This window comes from Plantactinospora sp. ZYX-F-223 (assembly GCF_039649625.1).
Classification (GTDB): domain Bacteria; phylum Actinomycetota; class Actinomycetes; order Mycobacteriales; family Micromonosporaceae; genus Plantactinospora.
Window position 1 is genome coordinate 248,730 of record NZ_JBDJAV010000001.1, and the last position, 23,139, is coordinate 271,868.

Annotated in this window: 23 protein-coding genes; 14 read left to right on the forward strand and 9 right to left on the reverse strand. The window is 72.5% G+C overall.

The features are described 5' to 3' along the window. Positions 1-846, reverse strand: a complete 846-nt coding sequence (locus AAH979_RS00975; RefSeq protein ID WP_318395419.1) for a helix-turn-helix transcriptional regulator — start codon at positions 844-846, stop codon at positions 1-3. Positions 847-1,315: 469 nt separating this feature from the next. Here AAH979_RS00975 and AAH979_RS00980 point away from each other — a divergent pair, with 469 nt between their 5' ends. Further along, a complete protein-coding gene (locus tag AAH979_RS00980) occupies positions 1,316-1,537 on the forward strand; it encodes a hypothetical protein (RefSeq protein ID WP_346256255.1) in 222 nt (73 codons plus the stop codon). Positions 1,538-1,661: 124 nt separating this feature from the next. On the opposite strand, the gene AAH979_RS00985 is transcribed toward AAH979_RS00980, so the two are convergent. After that, a complete protein-coding gene (locus AAH979_RS00985; protein WP_346256256.1) occupies positions 1,662-2,828 on the reverse strand; it encodes a tetratricopeptide repeat protein in 1,167 nt (388 codons plus the stop codon). Next, positions 2,828-4,162, reverse strand: coding sequence for an AAA family ATPase (locus tag AAH979_RS00990; protein ID WP_346256257.1), 1,335 nt, complete (start codon positions 4,160-4,162; stop codon positions 2,828-2,830). Before AAH979_RS00990 ends, AAH979_RS00985 begins: the two co-directional genes overlap by 1 nt. A 397-nt stretch (positions 4,163-4,559) precedes the next feature. Between AAH979_RS00990 and AAH979_RS00995 the strand changes: the two genes are divergently transcribed. Continuing rightward, positions 4,560-5,654 carry a D-alanine--D-alanine ligase family protein gene (locus tag AAH979_RS00995; RefSeq protein WP_346256258.1) on the forward strand — a complete coding sequence of 365 codons (1,095 nt, stop codon included), beginning with the start codon at positions 4,560-4,562 and terminating at the stop codon, positions 5,652-5,654. 79 nt (positions 5,655-5,733) lie between these two features. Here the strand turns inward: AAH979_RS00995 and AAH979_RS01000 are convergent, their stop codons facing one another. Then, on the reverse strand, positions 5,734-6,435 hold the full coding sequence (locus AAH979_RS01000; protein WP_346256259.1) for a DUF3515 family protein: 702 nt from the start codon (positions 6,433-6,435) through the stop codon (positions 5,734-5,736). A 3-nt stretch (positions 6,436-6,438) separates the two neighbouring features. Then, positions 6,439-6,672 carry an Lrp/AsnC ligand binding domain-containing protein gene (locus tag AAH979_RS01005; protein WP_101370271.1) on the reverse strand — a complete coding sequence of 78 codons (234 nt, stop codon included), beginning with the start codon at positions 6,670-6,672 and terminating at the stop codon, positions 6,439-6,441. 215 nt (positions 6,673-6,887) lie between these two features. Here AAH979_RS01005 and AAH979_RS01010 point away from each other — a divergent pair, with 215 nt between their 5' ends. Beyond that, complete coding sequence (locus AAH979_RS01010) at positions 6,888-7,826, forward strand: thiamine-phosphate kinase (protein ID WP_346256260.1); 939 nt, start codon at positions 6,888-6,890, stop codon at positions 7,824-7,826. Positions 7,827-7,924: 98 nt separating this feature from the next. Next, positions 7,925-8,392 (forward strand): GNAT family N-acetyltransferase, encoded by a 468-nt coding sequence (locus AAH979_RS01015; RefSeq protein ID WP_346256261.1) that lies wholly within the window; start codon positions 7,925-7,927, stop codon positions 8,390-8,392. 156 nt (positions 8,393-8,548) lie between these two features. Here AAH979_RS01015 and rpmB read toward each other — a convergent pair whose 3' ends face one another. Continuing rightward, entirely contained in the window at positions 8,549-8,740 is a 192-nt protein-coding gene (gene rpmB, locus AAH979_RS01020) for a 50S ribosomal protein L28 (protein WP_101370273.1), read from the reverse strand. 223 nt (positions 8,741-8,963) lie between these two features. Between rpmB and AAH979_RS01025 the strand changes: the two genes are divergently transcribed. Further along, positions 8,964-10,598 (forward strand): DAK2 domain-containing protein, encoded by a 1,635-nt coding sequence (locus AAH979_RS01025; protein WP_346256262.1) that lies wholly within the window; start codon positions 8,964-8,966, stop codon positions 10,596-10,598. Between the two features lie 91 nt (positions 10,599-10,689). Next, positions 10,690-12,936, forward strand: a complete 2,247-nt coding sequence (gene recG, locus AAH979_RS01030) for an ATP-dependent DNA helicase RecG (RefSeq protein ID WP_346256263.1) — start codon at positions 10,690-10,692, stop codon at positions 12,934-12,936. A gap of 226 nt (positions 12,937-13,162) precedes the next feature. Here the strand turns inward: recG and AAH979_RS01035 are convergent, their stop codons facing one another. After that, positions 13,163-14,293, reverse strand: a complete 1,131-nt coding sequence (locus AAH979_RS01035; protein ID WP_346256264.1) for a cell wall anchor protein — start codon at positions 14,291-14,293, stop codon at positions 13,163-13,165. 374 nt (positions 14,294-14,667) lie between these two features. On the opposite strand from AAH979_RS01035, the gene rsmD reads away from it, so the two are divergent. From rsmD to mutM, 8 genes are all read left to right on the forward strand, one after another. Continuing rightward, on the forward strand, positions 14,668-15,249 hold the full coding sequence (gene rsmD / locus AAH979_RS01040) for a 16S rRNA (guanine(966)-N(2))-methyltransferase RsmD (protein WP_346256265.1): 582 nt from the start codon (positions 14,668-14,670) through the stop codon (positions 15,247-15,249). Continuing rightward, positions 15,246-15,731, forward strand: a complete 486-nt coding sequence (coaD, locus tag AAH979_RS01045) for a pantetheine-phosphate adenylyltransferase (protein WP_318395408.1) — start codon at positions 15,246-15,248, stop codon at positions 15,729-15,731. Before rsmD ends, coaD begins: the two co-directional genes overlap by 4 nt. Positions 15,732-15,960: 229 nt before the next feature. Continuing rightward, entirely contained in the window at positions 15,961-16,458 is a 498-nt protein-coding gene (locus AAH979_RS01050) for a hypothetical protein (protein ID WP_107258419.1), read from the forward strand. 180 nt (positions 16,459-16,638) lie between these two features. Continuing rightward, positions 16,639-17,202, forward strand: a complete 564-nt coding sequence (locus AAH979_RS01055) for a YceD family protein (protein WP_346256266.1) — start codon at positions 16,639-16,641, stop codon at positions 17,200-17,202. Between the two features lie 8 nt (positions 17,203-17,210). Next, positions 17,211-17,384, forward strand: a complete 174-nt coding sequence (gene rpmF / locus AAH979_RS01060) for a 50S ribosomal protein L32 (RefSeq protein ID WP_089254967.1) — start codon at positions 17,211-17,213, stop codon at positions 17,382-17,384. Between the two features lie 117 nt (positions 17,385-17,501). Further along, complete coding sequence (locus AAH979_RS01065) at positions 17,502-18,479, forward strand: phosphate acyltransferase PlsX (protein ID WP_346256267.1); 978 nt, start codon at positions 17,502-17,504, stop codon at positions 18,477-18,479. 224 nt (positions 18,480-18,703) lie between these two features. Further along, positions 18,704-19,531 carry a ribonuclease III gene (gene rnc, locus AAH979_RS01070; protein WP_346256268.1) on the forward strand — a complete coding sequence of 276 codons (828 nt, stop codon included), beginning with the start codon at positions 18,704-18,706 and terminating at the stop codon, positions 19,529-19,531. Between the two features lie 13 nt (positions 19,532-19,544). After that, complete coding sequence (mutM, locus tag AAH979_RS01075) at positions 19,545-20,408, forward strand: bifunctional DNA-formamidopyrimidine glycosylase/DNA-(apurinic or apyrimidinic site) lyase (RefSeq protein WP_346256269.1); 864 nt, start codon at positions 19,545-19,547, stop codon at positions 20,406-20,408. Between the two features lie 5 nt (positions 20,409-20,413). On the opposite strand, the gene AAH979_RS01080 is transcribed toward mutM, so the two are convergent. Both AAH979_RS01080 and AAH979_RS01085 read right to left on the reverse strand, forming a co-directional pair. Next, positions 20,414-21,235, reverse strand: coding sequence for an endo alpha-1,4 polygalactosaminidase (locus tag AAH979_RS01080; protein ID WP_346256270.1), 822 nt, complete (start codon positions 21,233-21,235; stop codon positions 20,414-20,416). Positions 21,236-21,361: 126 nt separating this feature from the next. Continuing rightward, a complete protein-coding gene (locus AAH979_RS01085; RefSeq protein ID WP_346256271.1) occupies positions 21,362-22,786 on the reverse strand; it encodes a CAP domain-containing protein in 1,425 nt (474 codons plus the stop codon). Positions 22,787-23,139: the final 353 nt, after the last annotated feature.

Below are 23,139 nucleotides of genomic sequence, written 5' to 3' on the forward strand. Positions count from 1 at the left end.
TCACAGTCCTTTCAGGAGGCGGTTGATGTTGTCGCGGCTTTCCGCGGGACTCAGCGCGACGGCCCGCAGGTGTTCCATGATCTTCGTGCAGGTCCGCAGCTCGTCCGGCCGGTCGAGGATCAGTTGTCCGGCGACGGTCTCCACCGAGGCGAGGATCGGATCCTCCGGATCGGCGAACTCGAGGATGTGCAGCGAACCACGGGTACCGCGGTGGTAGCCCGCCTTGAGCGGGATGACCTGGACGGTCACGTTCGGCAGCTCGGACATCTTGAGCAGGCTCTTCAGCTGCGCCGCCATCACGGCCTCCCCGCCGACCGGCCGAAGCAGGGCGCCCTCGTCGACGATGGCGTCGTAGATCGGCGGGTCGGGCTCCTTCAGCCGCTCCTGGCGGCCGATCCGGATCTGCACCCGCTGTTCCACCTCCTCGTCGCCGAGGGTGTGCGGGCCGCCGCGCATGATCGCCCGGATGTACTCCGTGGTCTGGAGCAGGCCCGGCACGACCGAGGGCTCGAAGTTCGCGATCGCGGTGGCCTCGGCCTCGACCGCGATGAAGTCGATCGTGCGGCGGTCCAGGATGTACGAGTAGGGAACCCACCAACCCTGCTTCCGGGCCTCCTTGGCGAGCGCCACCATGTCCTCCAGTTCGCTCTCCGGCCGCTTGTAGAGGGTGAGCAGCGCGCGTACCGAGGCCGGGCTGACCATCGTCTGCGCGTTCTCGTACCGGGAGAGCGTGCTGCGAGTGCTGTTGATCTCGTCAGCGGCCTGTTCGAGGGTGAGCCCGGCCGCCTCGCGGGCATGGCGCAGGGCGATGCCGAGGCGGCGGGCACGGAACGACTTCGGAGCCATGCATCGATCCTGTCACATGGAACCGGGAATGCGTGCATGAGAGAAGCTACGTGAGAGTTGCATTCACGCGTTCACAACTGGCAATCTGTCATCACGTCCTCACCGCCGGTGGTCGTGTCGACGGTGGCTGTGGGTGACCGAAGGGGAATGAGGCGCACGGCGATCGGACCTTCCCGTACCCGATCGCCGTGTCCCTCCCGCCAGCAAGCGGACCTGGAGGTGACAGATGACCGCGACCCCGTGCTGGCCTCGGGTTTCCCGATGCCGCTGGTGCGCGCGACCCGTGTTGCGGGACAACGAGGGCGCGTGGATCCACGCCGACCTGGCCTACGTGTGCCGGGACCGGTGGGGTGGGCTGGCCGGCACGACGGCCGAGCCGGAGGCGGCTCGCCGTGGCCTCTGACCGGCACGGACTTCGGAGTGATCGCGGGCGGGGAAGCTACCCGCGGTGGTGGCCGGGGCGGTCACGGTGACCCGGTATCTCGTGGTGCTCACCGACGTGCGGCCGCTGACCAAGGAGGGCCGGGACGAGCGGATCGAGCCCGAACGGCGCCGCCAGGTCGTCGGCGCCACCAGCCGGGAGGCCGCCGACCGGATCGCCACCGCCTTCGCGGCGCTCGGCATGGTGCGGGCGGGACGGCAGCGGGTCAAGGTACTCGCGGTCGGCCGACGGCGATCCCTGGCCGGCTGAGCCGCCGACCGCCGGTCGGGTCGCCGGTTCGGTCGCCCGGGGTGAGCGGTCACCCGCCACAGGTGGTCAGCCGCCCGAGGTGAGCGGTCAGCCGCCATAGGTGGCAGCCGCCACAGGTGAGCGGTCAGCCGCCCGAGAGGAGGCGGCGGAACCGGAACCAGCAGCGGCGGACCAGCAGACCCACCTCGACCGCGGCCCGGCTGCGCCACCGGATGATCAGCGTCAGCAGCGGCACGACCATCGCCGTCGTGCCGACCACGACGACCGCGACCGGCGGATGCGGGCCGAGCGTGAAGAGCAGCATGCCGAGCAGCAGCGCGGCGAGCCGCAGCGGCGCGGTGACGAAGGAGAACCGGTAGCGGTTGGCCAGCACCAGCGCGCGGATCGGCGCGGAGAGCCGGTTGAACCGCCAGCGCAGCAGCGCGAGAACGGCAGCCGCGCCGGCCAGCGCCACCAGCACCCCGCTGGCCGCCGCGAGCGGACGGGACGCGATCGCCTCCTGCAACGTCCCCACCACGAAGGCGACGACCAGGAGTACGACGCAGCCGAGATCGGTCAGCAGCCAGAGCGCCCGGCGGGCATTGCGGGTGCCGGCCCGGATCGCGACCGGATCGGTGGGTACCGTCTGGAGCACCCCGGCCATGGCCGGCGAGGCGCGTACCGCCCGACCCCGGTCACTGTCCAGGGTGGCCAGCCCGTACAACGCCTGCGGGTCGTCGGGGGCGAGCCGCAGCGCCTCCAGGTACGCCGCCCGGGCCCGGCCGAACTCCGCCATCCGGCGCTGCACCTTGCCCTCGGTGATGTGCGCCCAGACACTCTCCGGGTCGAGTTCCCTGGCCCGCCGGGTCGCGGCCAGCGCGGCGAGCACGGTCCGGGTACCGCTGCCGCGCAGCAGCGCCTCGGCCCGGGCGAGTTCGTTGCGGGCATCGTCCGGATCGAGGGAGCGGGCCAGCTCGGCGGCGGCGAGCGCCTCGGGGATCCGGCCGAGCTGGCGGAGCGCCAGGGAGCGGTTGCGCTGCAACTGTGGGCTCTCCGGGGTACGCCGGGCCGCGCTGTCGAGCACGGTCAGCATGTCTCCCCAGCGGCCCTCCCGCTGGTAGCAGTAGCCGAGCACCTGTAGGGCGTGGCTGTCGCCCGGATCGCCCTGGAGCGCCTGGCTGATCAGCGGGTACGCCGCCTTGACCCGGCCGACCTGGGCGAGCTGCAACGCCCGCTCCAGGAGCGAGTTCTTGGCGTCTGCGCCCGTACCGGCCTCGGCGGCCCCGGCGGCATCGGTGGCATCGGCGGTCATCAGATCAGCTTTCGCCGCTTCAGATAGCCGACCAGGTCGTCGTACATGCCGCCCTCGTTGGCGAACATCGCCACGTTCCGGGCGGTGGCGAACCACGGCTTGGTGGACGGGCGGACGTCCTTCAGCGCCCGGTCGAAGTCGCGCTGCTCGATCATCCGTACCTCGCCGCGCCGGATCGAGTCGGCCATCGCGTACTCGGCGGCCGACTCGCACAGGTGTGCCAGGTCGGCGCCGGAGAAGTCCTCGGTGGCGGCGACGATCCGGCGGATGTCGATGTTGGCGATCGGCCGCTCCCGCAGGTGGTACTCCAGGATCGAGGTCCGGGCCGGAGCGTCCGGCGGGAGTACCAGGACCACCCGGTCGAGGCGGCCGGGCCGGCGCAGCGCGGGGTCCACGTCCCAGGGCGTGTTGGTGGCGGCCAGCACGAAGACGCCCTCGTTGTTGCCCTCCACGCCGTCGAGTTCGGCGAGCAGTTGGTTGCCGATCGTCCGCATCCCGCTGGAGGTGACCTTGGAGCGCTTGTGCCCGAGCGCGTCGACCTCGTCGAGGAAGAGTACGCACGGCGCGCTGCGCCGGGCCGTCTGGAACAGCTCGTGCAGGTTGCGCTCGGAGTTGCCGATCCACATGTCCAGCACGTCCACGATGGAGAGCGAGATGAACTTGGCGCCCATCTCGCCGGCGATCGCCTTGGCCAGGAACGTCTTGCCGCAGCCGGGCGGGCCGTACAGCATCAGGCCGCCGCGCAGGCTCTTGCCGTACAGCTTGCGCAGTTCCGGGTTGCGCAGCGGGCCGAGGAAGGCCAGTTCCAGCCGCTCCTTGACCTCGGTCATCCCGCCGACGTCGCCGAGCCGGACGGTGGAGACCTCGACGTCGAACATCCGGTCGGCGTCCCCGGTCACCGGCTCGGGCTGGTCTCCGGCCGGCGAGAAGCGCGGCGGCACCACGTCGGCGAGTTCCTGCTCGTAGGCGGCGAGCGAGTCGTCGCCCGGCTGGCCCGGTCTGGGTGGCCGGGCCGGTGGCGGTGGATCCGCTGCGGCTCCGGTGCCGGCCGCCGGTTCGGCGGCGGCGTCCGGGCCGGTCGCCGGGCCCGGCGCGGGCGTGCCGGAGGCCGGCGTACCGGGCGCGGGTGCACCGCCGCCCAGGGCCCGCTGCATCAGGGCCTGTGCCTGCGGGTCGGCCGGGTTGCTGGCGAGCGCCTGCCCGACGTGCGCGATCGCCTCGGCGGGGCGCCCGGCGTCGAGGAGCAGCCCGGCGAGGTGCAGCCGCAGCGGAACGTCCTGCGGGCTCGCGTTCACCGCCGAGGTCAGGCTGTCGATGACCGAATCGGAACTCACAAGACGAGCAGCCTAGACGGCAGCGGTCCCGGCGGCGACACACCCGCAACTCCGGTCGCCGCAGCCCCTCAAGCGCCGGTACGTCACCGGTTACCCGTTGTGCTCGGCACGCTCACTCCGGTAGAGGTTTCCCGGCGCTGAAAAGGGGTGTAGACCCGGGAGTAGGCCACGCAGAGTAGGGTCACCCGGTGAGCGCACGAGGAGCGACGGCAGCACCGCTGGGTCTCCGGCCGGGCGGACCCCGTCGGGTGCCGCGTTCGGCCAGCGACGACGCGGGCCAGCGGTGCCGCGTTCGGCCAGCGATGACGCCGGCCAGCGGTGCCGCGCTCGGCCAGCGACGACGCCGGCCAGCGGTGACGCGAGCGACCAGCGGTGACGCGAACGAAAGGTGACCGGAGTGACCACCCCAGGCAAGACCCGCGTGGCCGTCGTCTTCGGCGGCCGCAGTACGGAGCACGCGATCTCCTGCGTCAGCGCGGGCAGCATCCTCGGCGCCCTCGACCCCGACGAGTACGACGTGGTTCCGGTGGGCATCACCCGGGCCGGCCAGTGGGTACTGACCGACGGTGACCCGGCCCAGCTCGCGATCACCGAGCGGCGGCTGCCTGAGATCACCGCCGCCGCCGGATCCACCGTGGTGTTGCCGGCCGACCCGACCGGCGACGGTCTGATGGTGCTGGACCCGTCCCAGGGGCCCCAGGCACTCGCCGGAGTCGACGTGGTCTTTCCGGCGCTGCACGGCGCGTACGGCGAGGACGGCACCATCCAGGGGTTGCTGGAGATGGCCGGCATCCCGTACGTCGGTGCGAACGTCTTCGCCTCGGCGGCGGCGATGGACAAGGAGTTCACCAAGAAGCTGGCGGTCGCCGAGGGCATCCCGGTGGGGCCGTACGTGGTGCTGCGCAGCGGGGTCAGCCTGACCGAGGAGGACAAGGAGCGGCTCGGGCTGCCGGTCTTCGTCAAGCCGTCCCGGGCGGGTTCGTCGGTCGGGATCAGCAAGGTCTCCGACTGGGCCGATCTCGACGACGCCGTCGCGCTGGCCCGGCAGGTCGACCCGAAGGTGCTGGTCGAGGGCGCGATCGTCGGCCGGGAGATCGAGTGCGGGGTGCTGGAGGCCGAGGCCGGTGGCGGCCCGGAGGCGTCGCTGCTGGCCGAGATCCGGGTGGCCGAGCACGACTTCTACGACTTCGAGGCGAAGTACCTCGACGCCAGCGACTACGACATCCCGGCCGAGCTGCCGGACCGGGTGACCCGGCAGGTACAGGAGTACGCCTGCCGCACGTTCACCGCGCTGGACTGCGCCGGTCTGGCCCGGGTCGACTTCTTCGTCACGCCGGAACTGGACGTCTACCTCAACGAGATCAACACCATGCCGGGGTTCACCCCCACCTCGATGTTCCCGCAGATGTGGGCGGCGACCGGGCTGGAGTACCCCAAGCTGGTGAACCGGCTGATCCGGACCGCGCTGCGTCGAGGCACCGGTCTGCATTGACAAACGTCTGTTCGCTGCCGCCGCCCGTCAGGGGTAGGTCGGCCGGACCGGAAACGGCGTGGCGTCGGTGGGATGGCGGTCAGCCCTCGGTGCAGCCGGTCGGCACGTCCGGCACCGACGGCACCGAGGCGACCAGGGACTCCGACACGGGTGCCGCCCACTGCACCGTCTGCTCCTGCCCGGCCGGCACGCTGAGCCGGACCGGCACCTCACGGTCCACAGTGGTCAGTACCAGGCCGCCGTCGCGGTGTTCGGTGAGCCAGCAGACCTTGTTGATCATCCAGAGGTCGGGGACGTCCGGAACGGCCGGCCGGGCCACGCCGCAGGCCACGGTGATGGCCGGGTCGCCGTACGCGGCGTTCTGCTCCGGCCCGGCGGTGACCGGGCGCTGGGCGAGGGCGCGGAGGGTGGCCGGCAACCGGGACAGCAGGGCCCGGCAGACCGTGGCCGGCCGTTCGGCCAGGGCCGGGGCGGCCATCTGCACCGGCGCGGTCGCCTGCGGTGCGGCCGAGGTCGGCGTCGCGGCGGGCTTCTCGACCGGATCCGGGCTGAGCTGGCCGAAGACCAGCACCGCGACGAGGACGGTCAGCGGTAGGGCGACCACCGTGGCCCAGAGCGCCGCCTGCCGGGTGGTCCGGTCCGGCCCGGCCCCGGTCGGCGAGCCCGCCGGACGACCGGTCGCCGCCGCCTCCGACCCTGACTCGACCGCTTCCGGCTGCGAGGCGGCTGCTTCCGGCTGGGTCTGGTGCCCGTCCGGCTGGCCGGACTTCGTGCTCCGCACCACTTACAACCGGACCACGGAGCAGGTCAGCGTGCGGGTGATGCCGGGCACCAACTGCACCTTGCTGACGATCATCTTGCCCAACTCGTCGACGGTGTGTGCCTCGGTGAGCACGACCACGTCGTACGGGCCGGTGACGGCGTCGACGCGGACGACTCCAGGAATATCCGAGATGTGCGCGGCCACGTCACGTGCCCTTCCGACCTCTGTCTGGATGAGGATGTACGCCTGGACCACGACCCGCCTCCCGTCCGCCGCCGAGCGGCTAGACCGTGAAAATACCGTACGGAGCAGGTCGGATCCCGATCGGTGGTCGGAGGAGACACGATGAGCGATCGAATCGGCCGGCCCGGTGCGGGTGCGGCACCGGATCCGGAGGTACCCGGAAACCGGTGGCCGCGACCAGCCACGGGCCCGGCCGGGACGGCTGCCGAGCGTGCCCGGAGGTCGGTGTGAGCGTCGCGAGGGCCGGCGAGTTCGGCCTGATCGCCCGGGTCACCGCCCGGCTGGGCGCCGGACACGCCACGCTGCTCGGGCCGGGCGACGATGCGGCGGTGGTGCACGCCCCCGACGGCCGGGTGGTCGCCTCGACGGACGTACTGGTCGAGGGGCGGCACTTCCGCCGGGACTGGGCGAGCGCCGTGGACATCGGGCACCGGGCCGCCGCGGCGAACCTGGCCGACGTGGCGGCGATGGGCGCGGTGCCGACCGCGCTGCTCGTCGCGCTCTGCATGCCGCCGGACCTGGAGGCGCAGTGGGCGGAGGAGTTGGCCGACGGCCTGGCGGCGGAGGCGGCCCGGGTCGGGGCGAGCGTGGTCGGCGGGGACATGTCGGCCAGCCCCACCCTGACCATCGCGGTGACCGCCCTCGGTGACCTCGGCGGGCTGCCCCCGGTGGTGCGCAGCGGCGCACGGGCCGGCGATGTCGTCGCGCTCGCCGGTCGGCTGGGCTACGCCGCTGCCGGCTACACCGTGCTGTCCCGCGGATTCCGTACCCCGAAGGTCCTGGTCGAGGCGTACCGGCGGCCCGAGGTGCCGTACGGGGCGGGGCCGTCGGCGGCCCGGTTCGGCGCCACCGCCATGATCGACGTCTCGGACGGGCTCCTCGCCGACCTCGGTCACGTGGCGACAGCCAGCCGGGTCGGCATCGACCTGCTCGGCAGCGCGTTCGAGGTGCCTGAGCAGATGCGGGACGCCGCACACGCGCTCGGGGTGGATCCGCTGGCCTGGGTCCTCGGCGGTGGCGACGACCATGCGCTGGTGGCGACGTTCCCGGAGGACCTGCCGTTGCCGGGCGGCTTCCGGCTGATCGGTCACGTGGTGCACGGTGCCGGGGTGACCGTGGACGGGCGGGCGTACAAGGGATCGGGTGGCTGGGACCACTTCCGCTGACCGGCGTCGATCGAGCCGTCCGGTGCGCCGGTTTCCGGATCGGCGAGTACCCCGGGCCCGATCGGTAAGGCGTGAGCGTGGGTCGTACCCTTCACCGGGTGAGTGAGCTGGACATCCGCGCCGTCCCCTACGACTCCCCGGTCGCACAGCAACTGGTCGTCTCCGCGCTGGCCGACCTGGCACAGCGGTACGGCGGCGGGGGCGACGAGACCCCCGTGGCGGCGAGCGAGTTCTCCCCGCCCGCCGGGGCGTTCCTGGTGGCGTACCTGGACGAGGTGCCGGTCGGCTGCGCCGGGTGGCGTACCCACGGCGGCACCGGCGACGTCGCCGAACTCAAGCGGATGTACGTCTCCCCGGCGGCTCGCGGTCGCGGCGTCGCCCGGCGGATGCTGTCAGCGGTCGAGGACTCGGCCCGGGAACACGGACGCCGCCGGTTGATCCTGGAGTGCGGCGACCGGCAGCCCGAGGCGATCGCGCTCTACAAGGGCAGCGGCTACGAGCGGATTCCGGACTTCGGCTACTACCGGGACGAGCCGGGGGTGCTCTCGTTCGGCCGCTCGCTCTGATCCGCCGGCCGGTCGGCACCCCTCACCTCGCCCGGCACCCGTTACCGGTGGCCCGCCCGGGTGGCGGGGGCGCGCCTGGATGGCGGGTCCGGGGCGCACGACGATAGCCGCCGGAACACTGCTCCGGCGGCTATCCGAGCTTACGGTTGCCCAGGCTCAGGCGCGGGCGACCTTGCCGGCCTTGATGCACGAGGTGCAGACCTTGAGCTTGCGGGTCGTGCCGCCACCCGCCGGGGTACGCACCGACTGGATGTTCGGGTTCCAGCGACGGTTGGTCCGCCGGTGCGAGTGGGACACGTTGTGGCCGAAGCCAGGCCCCTTGCCACAGATGTCGCACACGCTAGCCACGGGATACTCCTGGGAATTGATCGTTGTCAGGTCGCCGGCAGGGTGCTGGCCGGGCAACCTGGCCAGGGTACCCGATGGCCGGGTCGCCGGGCGAATCGGCTCCACCCGGTCCCGGCCCGCCGGCCGCCACGTCGCTCCGCCGCCGGATTTCCGCCGGACGCGGTGGCCGGAGTCGCCCGGCAGTGCCAGCGGGGCGTCAGGGTACGCCAGTAGGCTTCTCGCCGTGCTGGAGACCCTCGATGCCGCGGCCCTGCACCGGTGGTGTGCCGGCGGGTTGGCCGCGCTCAAGCGGCACCAGGACGAGATCAACCAGCTCAACGTCTATCCGGTTCCGGATGGCGACACCGGCACCAACCTGGTGCTCACGATGACCTCCGCCGAGCAGGCGCTCCGGCTCGAACGGGACGATCCGGGCGTCGATGGACAGCCGGCACCCGCCCGCGTGCTGCGGCTGCTGGCCCGGGGTGCGCTGCTGGGCGCCCGGGGCAACTCGGGAGTGATCGTCTCGCAGATCCTGCGCGGCCTGGCCGACGCGCTCGGCGACACCCCCGAGGTCCGGGGTCGGGCGCTCGCCAGGGCACTGCGGGCGGCCGGCGCGGCGGCGTATTCGGCGGTGGCCGAGCCGGTGGAGGGGACCGTGCTCAGCGTCGTCACCGCCGCGGCGGCCGCCGCCGAACGGGCCGACACCGACGATCTTCCGGCGGTGGTCCGGGCCGCCGCGACCGCCGCCGCCGAGGCGCTGGCGCGTACCCCGGAGCAGTTGCCGGCGCTGGCCCGGGCCGGTGTGGTGGACGCGGGCGGGCGCGGCCTCTGCGTCCTGCTGGACGCGCTGGTCGAGGTGGTCACCGGTGCCGCACCGGATCGGCCGGGGCCCGTCCCGGCACCGCCACGCCGGCCGCTGGCGGCTGCCCGGGAGACCGGCTCCATCGAGTACGCCTACGAGGTGCAGTTCCTGCTCGACGCCGACCTGGCGGCGGTACGCCGGCTCCGCGCCGAACTGGCCCGGCTGGGCGACTCGCTGGTGGTGGTCGGCGACGAGGCGGAGACCACCGGCACGTCGACCTGGAACGTGCACGTACACGTCAACGACGTCGGGGCGGCGATCGAGGCCGGCGTGGTGGCCGGCCGGCCGTACCAGATCTCGGTCACCCGCTTCGAGGACCAGCTCCCGGGGGCGGGCCCGCCAGAGCCGGCTCCGGCGGACGCGCCGGAGCGGGCGGCGGTGGTGGTCGCCTCCGGTCCCGGGCTGGCGGCGATCTTCGCGGCCGAGGGGGCGACCGTGGTGGACGGCAACCCGTCCGCCGGGGAGCTGCTCGGGGCGGTCCGGTCGACCGGCGCGTCCCGGGTGGTGGTGCTGCCGAACGACCCGAACACCCAGGCGGTGGCCCGGGTGGCGGCCGAGGAGGCGCAGCCGTTCGGGATATCGGTGAGCGTGGTGCCGACCCGCTCCCCGGTGCAGGCGCTGGCCGCGCTCGCGGTCCGCGATCCGGCCCGCCGGTTCGCCGACGACGTGATCGCGATGGCCGAGGCGGCCGGCGCCTGCCGGTACGCCGAGGTCTGCCACGCCTCCCGGGAGGCGCTGACGGTCGCCGGCCGCTGCCACCCGGGTGACGTGCTCGGGCTGGTCGACGGCGAGGTGCACCTGATCGGCGGCGACCTGGTGCAGACCTGCACGGCGCTGCTCGACCGGATGCTCGGCGGCGGCGGCGAGCTGGTCACCCTGCTGCTCGGCGCCGACGCCCGGGAGGACCTGGCCGAGGTCCTCCGGGCCCACCTGGCCCGGCGCTGGCCCTTCGTCGAGGTGCACCACTACTCCGGCGGTCAGCCGTTCTACCCCTTGCTGGTGGGAGTCGAGTGACGCCGCTGGGGAAAGCCCGGACGACGGTGCCGGTGGAGAGCCGGACGACGGTGCTGGTGGAGAGTCGGATGAGAACGCTCGTGGGGGGCTGATGACAGCGAAGGAACCGGCCCCGGCCGGAGCGGTAGCGACCTCGGCCGACCTGGAGACACCGCTGCGCAAGCTGGTCGGCGAGAAGACGGCGAAGGCGCTCGCCAGCCACCTCGACCTGCACACCGCCGGTGACCTGCTCTACCACTTCCCGCGTCGCTACGACGAGCGGGGCGAGCACACCGACATCCGCTCCCTGGAGGTGGGGGAGCAGGTCACCGTGCTCGGCCAGGTGCAGCGTACGGCGGTGCGGCCGATGCGGCAGCGCCGGGGAAACCTGCTGGAGGTGACCGTCGGGGACGGCTCCGGCGGCGTACTGACGCTCACCTTTTTCGGCAACCAGGCGTGGCGGGAGCGGGATCTCAAGCCTGGCCGGTGGGGGATGTTCGCCGGCAAGGTCACCGAGTTCCGGGGCAAGCGCCAGCTCAACGGCCCGGAGTACGTCCTGCTTGGCGACGGCAGCGGCGACGGCGAGTCCGGCACCGGCGGCGAGGCGAGTGAGGAGATCGAGGAGTTTGCCGGGGCGCTGATCCCGGTCTATCCGGCCGCGGCGGCGGTGCCGACCTGGGTGATCGCCCGGTGTGTCCGGGTGGTGCTGGACACCGTCACGCCGCCGGAGGACCCGCTGCCGGCGACGCTGCGGGCCACCCGCAACCTGGTCGGGCTGGCCACCGCGCTGCGCGAGATCCACCGGCCGGGGAGCAAGGAGGAACTGTACCGGGCCCGGCACCGGTTGAAGTGGGACGAGGCGTTCGCCCTGCAACTGACCCTGGTGCAGCGCAAGCACCGGGCGGCGGCCTGGCCGGCCAAGCCCCGGCCGCGCCGCGAGGGCGGGCTGCTGACCGCCTTCGACGGCCGGCTGCCGTACGAACTGACCGCCGGGCAGCGCGCCGTCGGGGAGGAGGTCGCGGCGGATCTGGGTACCGCGCATCCGATGCACCGGCTGCTCCAGGGCGAGGTCGGCTCCGGCAAGACGGTCTGCGCGCTGCGCGCGATGCTCCAGGTGGTCGACGCGGGCGGCCAGGCCGCGCTGCTGGCCCCGACCGAGGTGCTCGCCGCGCAGCACTACCGGGGCATGCTCGACCTGCTCGGTCCGCTCGGTCGGGCCGGTGAGCTGGACGGCGACCCGGACGGTACCCGGCTGGCCCTGGTCACCGGTTCGCTCGGCGCGGCGGCCCGGCGGCGCACCCTGGAGAGCGTCGCGGCCGGGGAGGCCGGCATCGTGGTCGGCACCCACGCGCTGCTCTACGAGGGCGTCGACTTCGCCGACCTCGGCCTGGTGGTGGTGGACGAGCAGCACCGGTTCGGTGTCGAGCAGCGGGACGCGCTGCGGGCCAAGGCCGAGCAGCCGCCGCACGTGCTGGTGATGACGGCGACACCGATCCCGCGCACCGTGGCGATGACCGTCTACGGCGACCTGGAGATCTCCACCCTCTCCCAGCTGCCGCGCGGCCGGTCGCCGATCGCCTCGCACGTCGTACCGGCGGCGGAGAAGCCGGCGTACCTGGACCGGGCCTGGCGCCGGCTGCGCGAGGAGGTGGCCGCCGGCCACCAGGCGTACGTGGTCTGCCCGCGCATTGGCGACCAGGCGGCGACCGCCGAGGAGGTCGGCGCGGTCGGCGAGGACGGTCGACGTCCCCCGCTGGCGGTGGCCGAGGTGGCGCCACTGCTCGCCGAGGGCCCGCTGCACGGGCTGCGGATCGGCGTACTGCACGGACGGCTGCCGGCCGACGAGAAGGACTCGGTGATGCGGACCTTCGCGGCCGGCGAGCTGGACGTGCTGGTGGCGACCACGGTGATCGAGGTCGGGGTCGACGTGCCGAACGCGACCGTGATGATCGTGCTCGACGCGGACCGGTTCGGCGTCTCCCAACTGCACCAGTTGCGCGGCCGGGTCGGCCGGGGCTCGGCCGCCGGGCTGTGCCTGCTGGTCACCGAGGCCGTCGAGGGTACGCCGGCCCGGGAGCGGCTGGACGCGGTCGCCTCCACCACCGACGGTTTCCGGCTGGCCGAACTCGACCTGGAGCAGCGCCGGGAGGGGGACGTACTCGGGGCGACCCAGTCCGGGCGGCGTTCCCACCTGCGGCTGCTGTCCCTGCTCAAGGACGCCAAGCTGATCCGGGACGCCCGGGTCGAGGCGATCGCCCTGGTCGAGGAGGATCCGGAGCTGGACCGGCACCCGGCCCTGGCCGCCTCGGTGGCCGCACTCGTCGACGAGGAACGCGCGGAATACCTGGAAAAGGGCTGACCGTCAGCTACTCGTCACAAGGGCAACACGTACGCGTTGACGAAGAAGTGTTCGACCCGGCCCCAATGCAGATGACCAGCCTTCGCCTCGTCGCCCTGCCGGCCCACCCAGGTCGCACGCCCCGCGCCGCTGGTATCGAGTACCCGGAAAGACGCTGAGGGCGCGCCGACCGTTTCCGGTCGACGCGCCCTCAGGCGGTTGGTTCAGTGGGTGCGATTGCTACCGATCAGGCGGTGAAGGTCACCCGACGGCGGCGAGCCACGATGTAGAGCACCACACCGGCGGCGAGCAGCAGCACGGCGCCAGCCGCGATGCCACCGGCAGCGGCACCGGTCAGCGGCAGCTCACCCTCGCCACCGCCACCGCCGGACTCGCAGTCCTCCGGCTTCTCCCAGGCGAGCGACTTACCCTCTTGTCCTTCGACCTTAGGCGTGACGGTCAGCCCCTCCTCCGCTGTGAACGTGACGGTTTCGACCTTGCCCGGCTCCACAGTGACGGTCTTCGCCTCGCCCTTGTTCGGGGTCAAGGTCACGGTGAAGGTCTTGCCATCCTTCGGGTTGTCGATCTCGAAGATGAACTCGTCACAGGTCATGGCGTAGCTGAGGGCCGGCTCGCCGGGTTCGACGCAGTCCTCGGCTGCCGGCGGAGCGGCATCGTAGAGAGCCTCCTTCTGGCCCTCCTCGGTTACCGTGATCTTGCCCGCGTTAGCCGCCGGCACCGCGACGGCCTTCTCCTCGCCAGCGGCGACGGTGACCTTCTCCTCGAAGCCCTCGCTGCCCTTCACGGTGAACTTGGCAGGCGCGGTGGCGTTCTCGCCGTTCTGGAGCTTGACCACGACGCTGCCGTCGCAGTCGGAACCAACGGTGGCAGCCGGGTTCGCGGTGGCCGGAGGCTCTTCCTCTTCCTTCTCACAGGTGCCGGCGAACTTGACCTCCGCGCCGGCCCACTTGTTTTCCTCGAACTGGTTGTCCCAATTCGCCTTCATCCGCATGGCGACACCGGTCGTCTCGGCGGGAAGGCTCTGCTTGAACTCGAGGTTCTGGTTCACCGGGTGCGGGTAGTTCTTGCCCTCGGTGACCTCGATGCCCGGGATCGTGAGCTCGGAGGCCGTGTCACCGACGAACTTCTGGGCCTCGACCTCGGCGAACTTGAACTTCTGCACATCGCGCGGGGCGACGCTGCGGACGGTCCAGGTAACGTCCCATTCGCCGGTGGTGGTGTTGCACTCACCCTCGACCTTGACCTCGCTGTGATGGGCGCTCGCGGGGGCGGCAACAGCTAGCGCCGCAGTCATGCCGAGGAAGGCAGCCCCGAGGATGGCGAGCGGCCGCCGGAGCGGCAGCTTAGGACGGATCACGCGTACTCCTGAGAGATGAGGGCGTCATGGTACGACGCGGGTGGGAGGCGAGCGGGGGCGCCATGGGGTGGCGCTCGACCTGCGAGAACCGCCTCCCCGACGTCGTAGGCCGGCGAGACGCAGCCGGCACAGCGCACGACCTTAGCGATTGGCGTGGTACAGGAACACCCTTCAGGGTCTTCTAACGATGATGTTGTAAATTCGAGACCATTGATATACGGGTGGTAGTGAATCTATGTCCCTCGGTGTACTCGGCGTACCCGTTTGTCCGGTTGGCGTTCATCGGAGGTGTGTTGCCACCCGTGGCGAACCGGCACCACCTGCGGGTCGCGTAGCGTCGCTGTCATGCAGGAGGCGTCCACCCAGGAGGCGGGATGACCCGGATCGTGGCGGGCGTACTCGGCGGTCGCCGGATCTCCGCGCCGCCCGGCGGGCGTACCCGGCCGACCAGCGACCGGGTCCGGGAGGCGTTGTTCAGCGCGATCGAGGCGAGCACCGAGCTGGCCGGCGCGCGCTTCGCCGACCTCTTCGCCGGCTCCGGCGCGGTGGGCCTGGAGGCGCTGTCCCGGGGCGCCGAGCACGTGCTGCTGGTCGAGTCCGATCCCCGGGCCGCCCGGACCATCCGGGAGAACCTCGCCGCGCTGCGCTCGACCCCGGCCAGCCCGGTGGCCGGGACCGCCCGGCTGGTCACCGGCAAGGTCGCCCAGGTGCTCGGCACCCCGCCCGAGGAAGGCCCGTACGACGTCGTCTTCGCCGACCCGCCGTACGCGGTACCGGATTCGGAGCTGACGGCGGTGCAGGCCGCACTGCGCGACCAGGGCTGGCTGGCCCCGGACGCCCTGCTGGTGATCGAGCGGTCCAGCCGGACCGGGCCGGTCGACTGGGTGCAGGGGATCACCGCGCAGCGCAGTCGCCGTTACGGCGAGACCACTCTTTGGTACGGTCGCCGATCGTGAGACGTGCGGTCTGTCCCGGCTCCTTCGATCCGGTCACCAACGGTCACCTCGACATCATCGGCCGGGCGAGCCGGCTCTTCGACGAGGTGATCGTCGGCGTGCTGATCAACGAGTCCAAGCGCGGGCTGTTCACCGTCGACGAGCGGATCGAAATGCTCCGCGAGGTGACCGGCTCCTACGGCAACGTCCGGGTGGAGTCGTTCCAGGGACTGCTGGTCGACTTCTGCCGGACCCAGCAGGCCGGCGTCGTGGTACGCGGGCTGCGCGCGGTCAGCGACTTCGACTACGAGTTGCAGATGGCCCAGATGAACATCGGGCTGGCCGGCGTCGAGACCCTCTTCATGCCCACCAGCCCGCTGCACTCCTTCCTGTCGTCGAGCCTGGTCAAGGACGTGGCGAAGTGGGGCGGGGACGTCTCGCCGCACGTACCGGACGTGGTCCGCGAGCGGCTGCGGGAGCGGCTGGTCCGCCCCGGCTCCTGATCGGCCGGTGTCTTCCGGTCGCGCCCGTCCCGGGCACCGGCCGGCACCAACCGGACCCCGAGATCGGTGACGGCCGCCGCTCCGGCCCAGGTCCGGGCCCCTGCGACGCGCCGGTTCCGGGTCGATCGCCGGTCGGGTACGGATCGCACCGCATCATTGGTTGAGCAGTAATCCGGTCCGACACCCCATCATGTATGTCGACCGAAGCAACGACGGGAGTGAGGTACCGGTGGACCCGCTCGATCGCATAGACGAGATCATCGGCATGGTGGAGACGGCGCGATCCGTCCCGATGTCCCGCAACAACGCCATGGTCGACCGCGCCGAGATGATCGGTGCCCTTGAGGAACTGCGCGTCGAGCTGCCTGTCGAACTGCGCCGGGCGGCGGCGCTGCTGGAAGAGCGCGACAAGATCATGGATGCCGGCAAGCGGGAGGCGGACCGGATCATCAGCGAGGGCGAGGCGGAGCACGCCCGGCTGGTCTCGGTCAACGAGATCACCGTCTCCGCCGAGCACGAGGGCGCCCGGATCATCGCGGAGGCCCGGGCCGAGGCCCAGCGGCTCCGGGAGGAGGTCGACGACTACGTCGACACCGCGCTGGCCAACTTCGAGCAGTTCCTGACCCGGGCGCTCGCCTCCATCGAGCGCGGGCGGGACAAGATGCACGCGCTGCGCGAGATCGGCACGTTCGTGGGGGAGGAGAACGAGCGCCCGCTGCCGTTCTGAGCGTACTGTCCGGTCTGGGCACGCTGTCCGGACCGCTCACCGTCCCGACGGGCGGCGATCCGGATCGCCGCCCGGGGCGACCGGTGTCCGTCGAGGCCCGGCCGGCTCGCCCCGGTTCGACGCTAAGCCCCCTGCTCAGGTAACCTGTTTCGTCGGCCTCACACAGGCCGGAGTCTGACTATGCCCAAACATCTGCCGACCCATCTCAACCCCAGGTCGCCGCTGGTCCTCGACACGAGGGAGCTGCCGCGCCGACCTGGAGTGTTGCGTGCGGTCAATCGGACGGTGGCGGCACCGGCGGACCTCGGCGTGGAGCTGATCGGCGTGCCGGAGGGCGCGGACCTGAACCTCGACCTGAGGCTCGAGTCGGTGTCCGAGGGCGTACTCGTCTCGGGGACCGTCACCGGTCCGATCGAGGGCGAGTGCGGCCGCTGCCTGCGCCCGATCACGGACTCGCTGGTCGTCCCGATCCAGGAGCTGTACGCCTACGAGCACAGCACCACGGACGAGACGACCGACGAGGACGAGGTGGGCCGGATGCAGGGCGACCTGATCGACCTGGAACCGGCACTGCGGGACGCGGTGGTGCTCGCACTGCCGACCAACCCGGTGTGCCGGGAGGACTGCCCAGGACTGTGCCCCGAGTGCGGGGTCCATTGGGACGAACTGCCGGCTGAACACAGCCACCAGCAGGTCGACCCGCGCTGGGCGGGCCTGTCGCAACTGACCCGTCAAGAGGAGTAGGAAGAACCGTGGCCGTCCCCAAGCGCAAGATGTCGCGCAGCAACACCCGGTCCCGCCGGGCGCAGTGGAAGACCACGGCGGTCGCGACCGTGGCCTGCCCGCAGTGCAAGTCGCCGAAGCTGCCGCACGCGGCCTGCAGTGTCTGTGGCACCTACAACGGCCGCCAGGTCATCGAGGTCTGACCTCCTGGACACCGAGTGACGCCACCGACCTCCGGTCGGACGGCGCATTCGCCCTGGCGACTGCCCGGTGCACCGGCTCCCGCCGACGCCGACCGACCTTGGAGGGTCGGCGTACCCGTGGAGCCGGGCACCGTGCGGATCGCCGTCGACCTCCTCGGCGGGGACGAAGCTCCCGCCGTCGTGGTTGACGGCGCTCTGCGGGCGCTCCGCGCTGATCCCGACCTGCGTCTTCTGCTCGTCGGCCCCGCCGAGGTGGCCGACGGGCTGATCGCCGTACTTCGCCCGGCCGAGCGGGACCGGGTCGCCGTGCGGCCGGCCCGCGACGTGGTCGCGATGAACGGGGATCCGGCCGCGATCGTCCGCTCCGACAACACCATCCAGGCCGCGGTGGCGGCCGTGGTCGAGGGTGCGGCGGACGCGGTGGTCTCGGCCGGCGCGACCGGCGCGACCGTCACCGCCGCCGTGCTCGGCTTCGGCCGCTGGCCCGGCGTACGCCGACCGGCGCTGGTCGCCACCCTGCCGGCCCTGGAGGGCCCGGTGGTACTGCTCGACGTCGGCGGCTCCCTGGAGGCCCGACCGGGCACCCTGGCCCGGCACGCCGTACTCGGTGCGGCCTACGCGGCGGTCACCCACGGGGTGCCACAGCCCCGGGTCGGGCTGCTCTCGATCGGTACCGAGCCGGGCAAGGGCGACCGGATTCGTCGGGCCGCCGACCCGGCGTTGGCCGAGCAGGGTCTGCCGGCCGGTGCCCGCTACGTGGGCCTGGTCGAGGGGTACGACGTGGCGCTCGGCAACCGGGCGGACGTCGTCGTCACCGACGGTTTCACCGGAAACGTCCTGCTCAAGGGGATCGAGGGCGCGTACGCGATGGCCGGCGGCCCGCCTGCCAGCGGCGGCCCGCCACGCGCCGCCACCCTGCTCGGGGTGGCTGGTGCCGTGGTGGTCTGCCACGGTGCGGCCCGGGACGACGACGTCGCGTCGGGCATCGCGCTCGCCGCCCACCTGCACCGCCGCCGGACCATCCCGGCGGTGTCCGCGCTGCTCGCCGAGTCCACCGAGACCGGTCGGGCCACCGACACCGGGGTGTCGGCGTGAGTGGGCGTAGCGAGCGAATCAGCCAGTTCGGTGCGGATGAGCCTCATGACGGCACGCAGCGAAGCGGAGTGCCGGCGTGAGTGGGCGTAGCGAGCGAATCAGCCAGTTCGGTGCGGATGAGCCTCATGACGGCACGCAGCGAAGCGGAGTGCCGGCATGAGCGAACACACCAGCCAGCCCAGCCGTCCGGGTCGGGGCGGCGGCAGGCGAAGCGAGGAGACGGCATGACCAAGGACAAGCGGCGGCGACCGCCGACCACGCACCTGGAGGCGGCGTTCGGGGTCGCCCTGGACCCGGACCTGCTGGAGCGGGCCCTCACGCACCGGTCGTTCGCGTACGAGAACGGTGGCTTGCCGACCAACGAGCGGCTGGAGTTCCTCGGCGACTCGGTGCTGGGCGTGGTGATCACCACCGCGTTGTTCCACAACCATCCGGACCTGCCCGAGGGGCAGTTGGCGAAGCTGCGGGCCAGCGTGGTCAACATGCGGGCGCTGGCCGACGTCGCCCGGCGGCTCGGCCCGGCCGGACTCGGGCCGTACCTGCTGCTGGGCAAGGGCGAGGAGAGCACCGGCGGGCGGGACAAGGCGAGCATCCTCGCCGACACCCTGGAGGCGCTGCTCGGCGCGATCTACCTCCAGTACGGCCTGGACACCGTCGCCATCGTGATCCACCGGCTCTTCGACCCGCTGATGGCGGAGTCGGCCGGCCGGGGGGCCGCGCTGGACTGGAAGACCAGCCTGCAGGAGCTGACCGCCGCGCTCGGGCTGGGCGTCCCGGAGTACCGGATCGACGAGGCCGGGCCCGACCACGCCAAGACCTTCACCGCCTGGGTGGTGGTGGCCGGCCGGAAGTACGGCGGTGCCGACGGCCGCAGCAAGAAGGAGGCCGAGCAGCGGGCCGCCGAGGCCGCCTGGCGGACCCTCTCCGAACAGCAGAACGAGCCGGCCACCGCCGAACCGGCCGCCGGACGGCCGGTCGTCGCGACCTCCGGCGGGCCGGTCGACGCCGACCGCGGCAACCCGGGTACGGTCGGCGACGCCGTCCCGAACTGAACGAAGGTGGTACATGCCTGAGCTGCCCGAGGTGGAGACGGTCCGGGAAGGGCTGTCCCGCTGGGTGACGAGTCGGCGGATCGCGACCGTCGAGGTACGCCATCCGCGCGCCGTACGCCGGCACCTGCCCGGCGCCGAGCACTTCGCCGCGGTACTCGCCGGACGGACGATCCTGGACGCCCGGCGGCGTGGCAAATATCTGTGGCTGCCGCTGGACAGCGGTGACGCGATCGTCGGACACCTCGGGATGTCCGGGCAACTGCTGGTCCGGCCGACCGAGGCGGCCGACGAGACCCATCTGCGGATCCGGTTCACCTTCGACGACGGCGGCACCGACCTGCGCTTCGTCGACCAGCGCACTTTCGGCGGCCTGGCGGTCTCGGAGGGTGGCGCGACCCTGCCGGCCGAGATCGCGCACATCGCCCGGGACCCGATGGATCCGGAGTTCTCCGACACCGACTTCGTGGCCGCGACCCGGCGGCGGCGTACCGAGATCAAGCGGGCGCTGCTCGACCAGACCCTGATCTCCGGGGTCGGCAACATCTACGCCGACGAGGCGCTGTGGCGGGCCCGGCTGCACGGTGCCCGGCCGACGGAAACGCTCACCGGGCCGGCGGTCACCCGACTGCTCGGCCACGTCCGGGACGTGCTCGGCGAGGCGATCAAAGAGGGCGGCACCAGCTTCGACGCGCTCTACGTCAACGTCAACGGCGAGAGCGGCTACTTCGACCGCGAACTGAACGTGTACGGCCGGGAGGGCCTGCCCTGCCGGCGCTGCGGCACGCCGATCCGTCGCGAGGCGTTCATGAACCGGTCGTCGTTCAGTTGTCCCCGCTGCCAGCCCCGCCCCCGCACGGCGGCACGGCCGACCCGCTGAGGCGGTCAGGGCGGGCAGACGTCCCGGCGTACCCCGAGGTCCCGGTCCTTGCGGATCGAGGTGAGGCCGTAGCCGACCGAGGTGGTGCAGAAGTCCGCCGTCGAGCCCTGGTACTCGACGTGGAACACCGGCTTCCCGGCCTGGGTGAACGGCACCAGCCGGGCACACTCGGTACGCCGGACGCACTCCTCGTTGACCGCGAAGTCGAAGTACGGCTCCAGCGCCAGCACCTGGTCGATGTCGCCCGCGAGCCCCGGTGCGAGGTGCGCCTGCCGGGCCAGCTCGGCGACGCGCCGGTTGAAGGCGAGCTGGTCGTCGAAGGTCAGCGGAAAGCCGGACCGGTGCGTGTAGCCGTCCATCCCGACCGGCAGTACCGCGACGAACCTCTTGCCCCGGCAGAGCCGGAACCGGTCGGCGAGTACCGGTTCGAGTACCGACCACTGCCGGATGTCCAGCCACCGGCCGCGCGGCGTACCCGACGGCTGGCCGGGTACCCGGGCCGGCGCACCGAGTACGCCGGCCGGAAACCGTGCCGCGTCGGGGCGGGCCGCCTGGTAGATCCCGGCCTCGACGTGGCAGACCAGACGCCGCCCGTGCGCCCGTAGCCGTCGGGCGGTCTCCAGCGATATCAGGAAGCCGTCGAGCACGTACACCTCGGCGTCGACGGTCGGATCGAGTTGACCGCTGACCTGCCACTGCCAGCTCGGCGTCGGGCCGCCCGGCCACGGTGGCACCTCGGACCGGTCCGGTAGGAGGCGACACCCCTGGGTCGGCAGCAGCAGCGCGACCGCGAGGACCAGCCCGGCCGCCCGGCGTATCCCGGACACTCATCCAGCAGCGCTGAGCACGGCTGCGCACCCCCTCGTACCGGCCAACGAGTCAGCCCGTACCTCGGGCACGGCGGCCGGGGAGGTGCCGCCGGAGCCGCAGCTCACGCGGCCGGGCTGAGCAGGTCAGGCCACCGCGCCGAACATCTGGGTCCAGTAGAGCCGGCCGTCGGCACCGGTGGCCACCCCGACCCCCATCGCCCTGGCGTCGCAGTTGAGGATGTTGGCCCGGTGCCCGGAGCTGTTCATCCAGCCGTCCATCACGGCCGCGGCGTTCTCGTAACCCATGGCGACGTTCTCGCCGATCGGCCGGTCGTAGCCGGCCCGGCGGGCCCGTTCCACGAAGTCGCTGCCGTCGCTGCCGGTGTGCGACATGTTGGTGTGCTCGCCCTGGTCCTGGCTGTGCAGTCGGGCCGCCTCGGCCAGGTCGCTGTTCATCACCACTGCGGCGCATCCGTTGGCGGCGCGCTCCCGGTTGACGATCGCGAGTACCTGCGCCTCCTGGCTGCTCCCCGCCGCGCTGGCCCCGGACCCCGACCGGGCCGGCGTACGCCGCGCGGCCGGGCTGCTCGTCCGGGGCGGCTTCGGCGCGGTGGTGGTGGTCTTGGGCTTCGGGGCCGGCCGGGTGGCGGTCGGGGTCGGCGTCGGGGTGGCGGTCCCGCTCGGCTCCGGCGTCGCCGGGGCCGTGGCCTGCTCGGGACCGGCCGCCTCGACGGCCGGCTGGCCCTCACGGTTGCCGGCCGGCGCGTCGGCGAGGCTCGGTGGCAGCAGGGCCGCACCGACGCCGAAGAGGCCGAGCAGCGCGGTCACCGCGATACCCAGACCGACCGGGCCACGCAGCGGGGTGGGCCGGCGGTGCCGGCCGGATCCGCTCCGGTCGGCAGGGCCGCCGTCCGTCCGGCGGCCGCCGGACGGTACCCGGCGGCCCGGGATGCCGTCAGGGTCCCGGCCCAGCGCGAACGCGCCGAGGTCGGCCGGCTCGTCCGCCCAGCGTGCTGCGGCGTGCTGCCGCCGCTCGGTCGGCTCGTCCACCCGGTCGAGTCCGGCCCGTCGCCAGCGCTCGGTGACCTCGTCCGTCCAGCCCGCCTCGCCGGGATGCGGGACCCGGCTCGGCTCGCCCTCCAGACCGGCTGCGGCGGACCGCGCGACGTCGGCGGGCTCGTCGGCCCGGCGGGCGTCGCCGTGCTGGCGGTCCGGCTCGTCGGCCCAGCGGGCGTCACCGTGCTGGCGGTCCGGCTCGTCGGCCCAGCCCGTCTCGATGGGCTGCCGGAACTCGGTCGGTTCGTCCGACCAGCCTGCTCCGGTCCGCCGTCCGGCCCCGGCCGGCTCGTCCTGCCAGCCGCCGTCGGGGTACTGCCGGTGGTGGTCCGGCTGGTCCGACCAGTCCGAATCGGGACGGTGGTGCGGGTCCGCCGTGCCGGGGTGCCGGGACGAGCGGGATAGATCATCCGGACGACCGGCGCGGACGGCCGGGTAGGCAGCACCGTTGTCGGGTCGGCCGGGCCAGTCCCTGCCGTCCTCCCAGTCGGTCTGCTCGTTCCACCCCTGCACGCCGTGCCTCCATTGCTTCCGGATCCCGGTTATTGCCTGGTCGCTGACCGTGCGGACGCTACGCGGGCCGGCCAGAGCGGGGCAACGTGGCTAAGGAAGATATAAGGGGGGACCCGCCGGCGGGATTGTGCGGCTGGCCAGGGGCGACGTCGATCCGGACATCGACGGCGGATAGACTCCGGTGGTCCGGACAGCGACCTGGTTCGTGCCTGCGCGGCAAGCCCTCGGCGATCGAGTGGTTGATGGCACAGGTGGCCCGTGTCCCGGTGAACTTGACTCAGCCGGGACATCGGCACACTATGTAAGTGTCGCCAGTCGCGCCCGACCATGCCCGCGTATGCCTGCGGGCGGGT

What these genes read in the sequence shown, in the direction of transcription:
- AAH979_RS00975 (WP_318395419.1), bottom strand. Translation starts at nt 846, where the DNA reads ATGGCTCCGAAGTCGTTCCGTGCCCGCCGCCTCGGCATCGCCCTGCGC.
- AAH979_RS00985 (WP_346256256.1), bottom strand. Translation starts at nt 2,828, where the DNA reads ATGACCGCCGATGCCACCGATGCCGCCGGGGCCGCCGAGGCCGGTACG.
- recG (WP_346256263.1), top strand. Translation starts at nt 10,690, where the DNA reads ATGACAGCGAAGGAACCGGCCCCGGCCGGAGCGGTAGCGACCTCGGCC.
- rsmD (WP_346256265.1), top strand. Translation starts at nt 14,668, where the DNA reads ATGACCCGGATCGTGGCGGGCGTACTCGGCGGTCGCCGGATCTCCGCG.
- AAH979_RS01055 (WP_346256266.1), top strand. Translation starts at nt 16,639, where the DNA reads ATGCCCAAACATCTGCCGACCCATCTCAACCCCAGGTCGCCGCTGGTC.
- rnc (WP_346256268.1), top strand. Translation starts at nt 18,704, where the DNA reads ATGACCAAGGACAAGCGGCGGCGACCGCCGACCACGCACCTGGAGGCG.
- mutM (WP_346256269.1), top strand. Translation starts at nt 19,545, where the DNA reads ATGCCTGAGCTGCCCGAGGTGGAGACGGTCCGGGAAGGGCTGTCCCGC.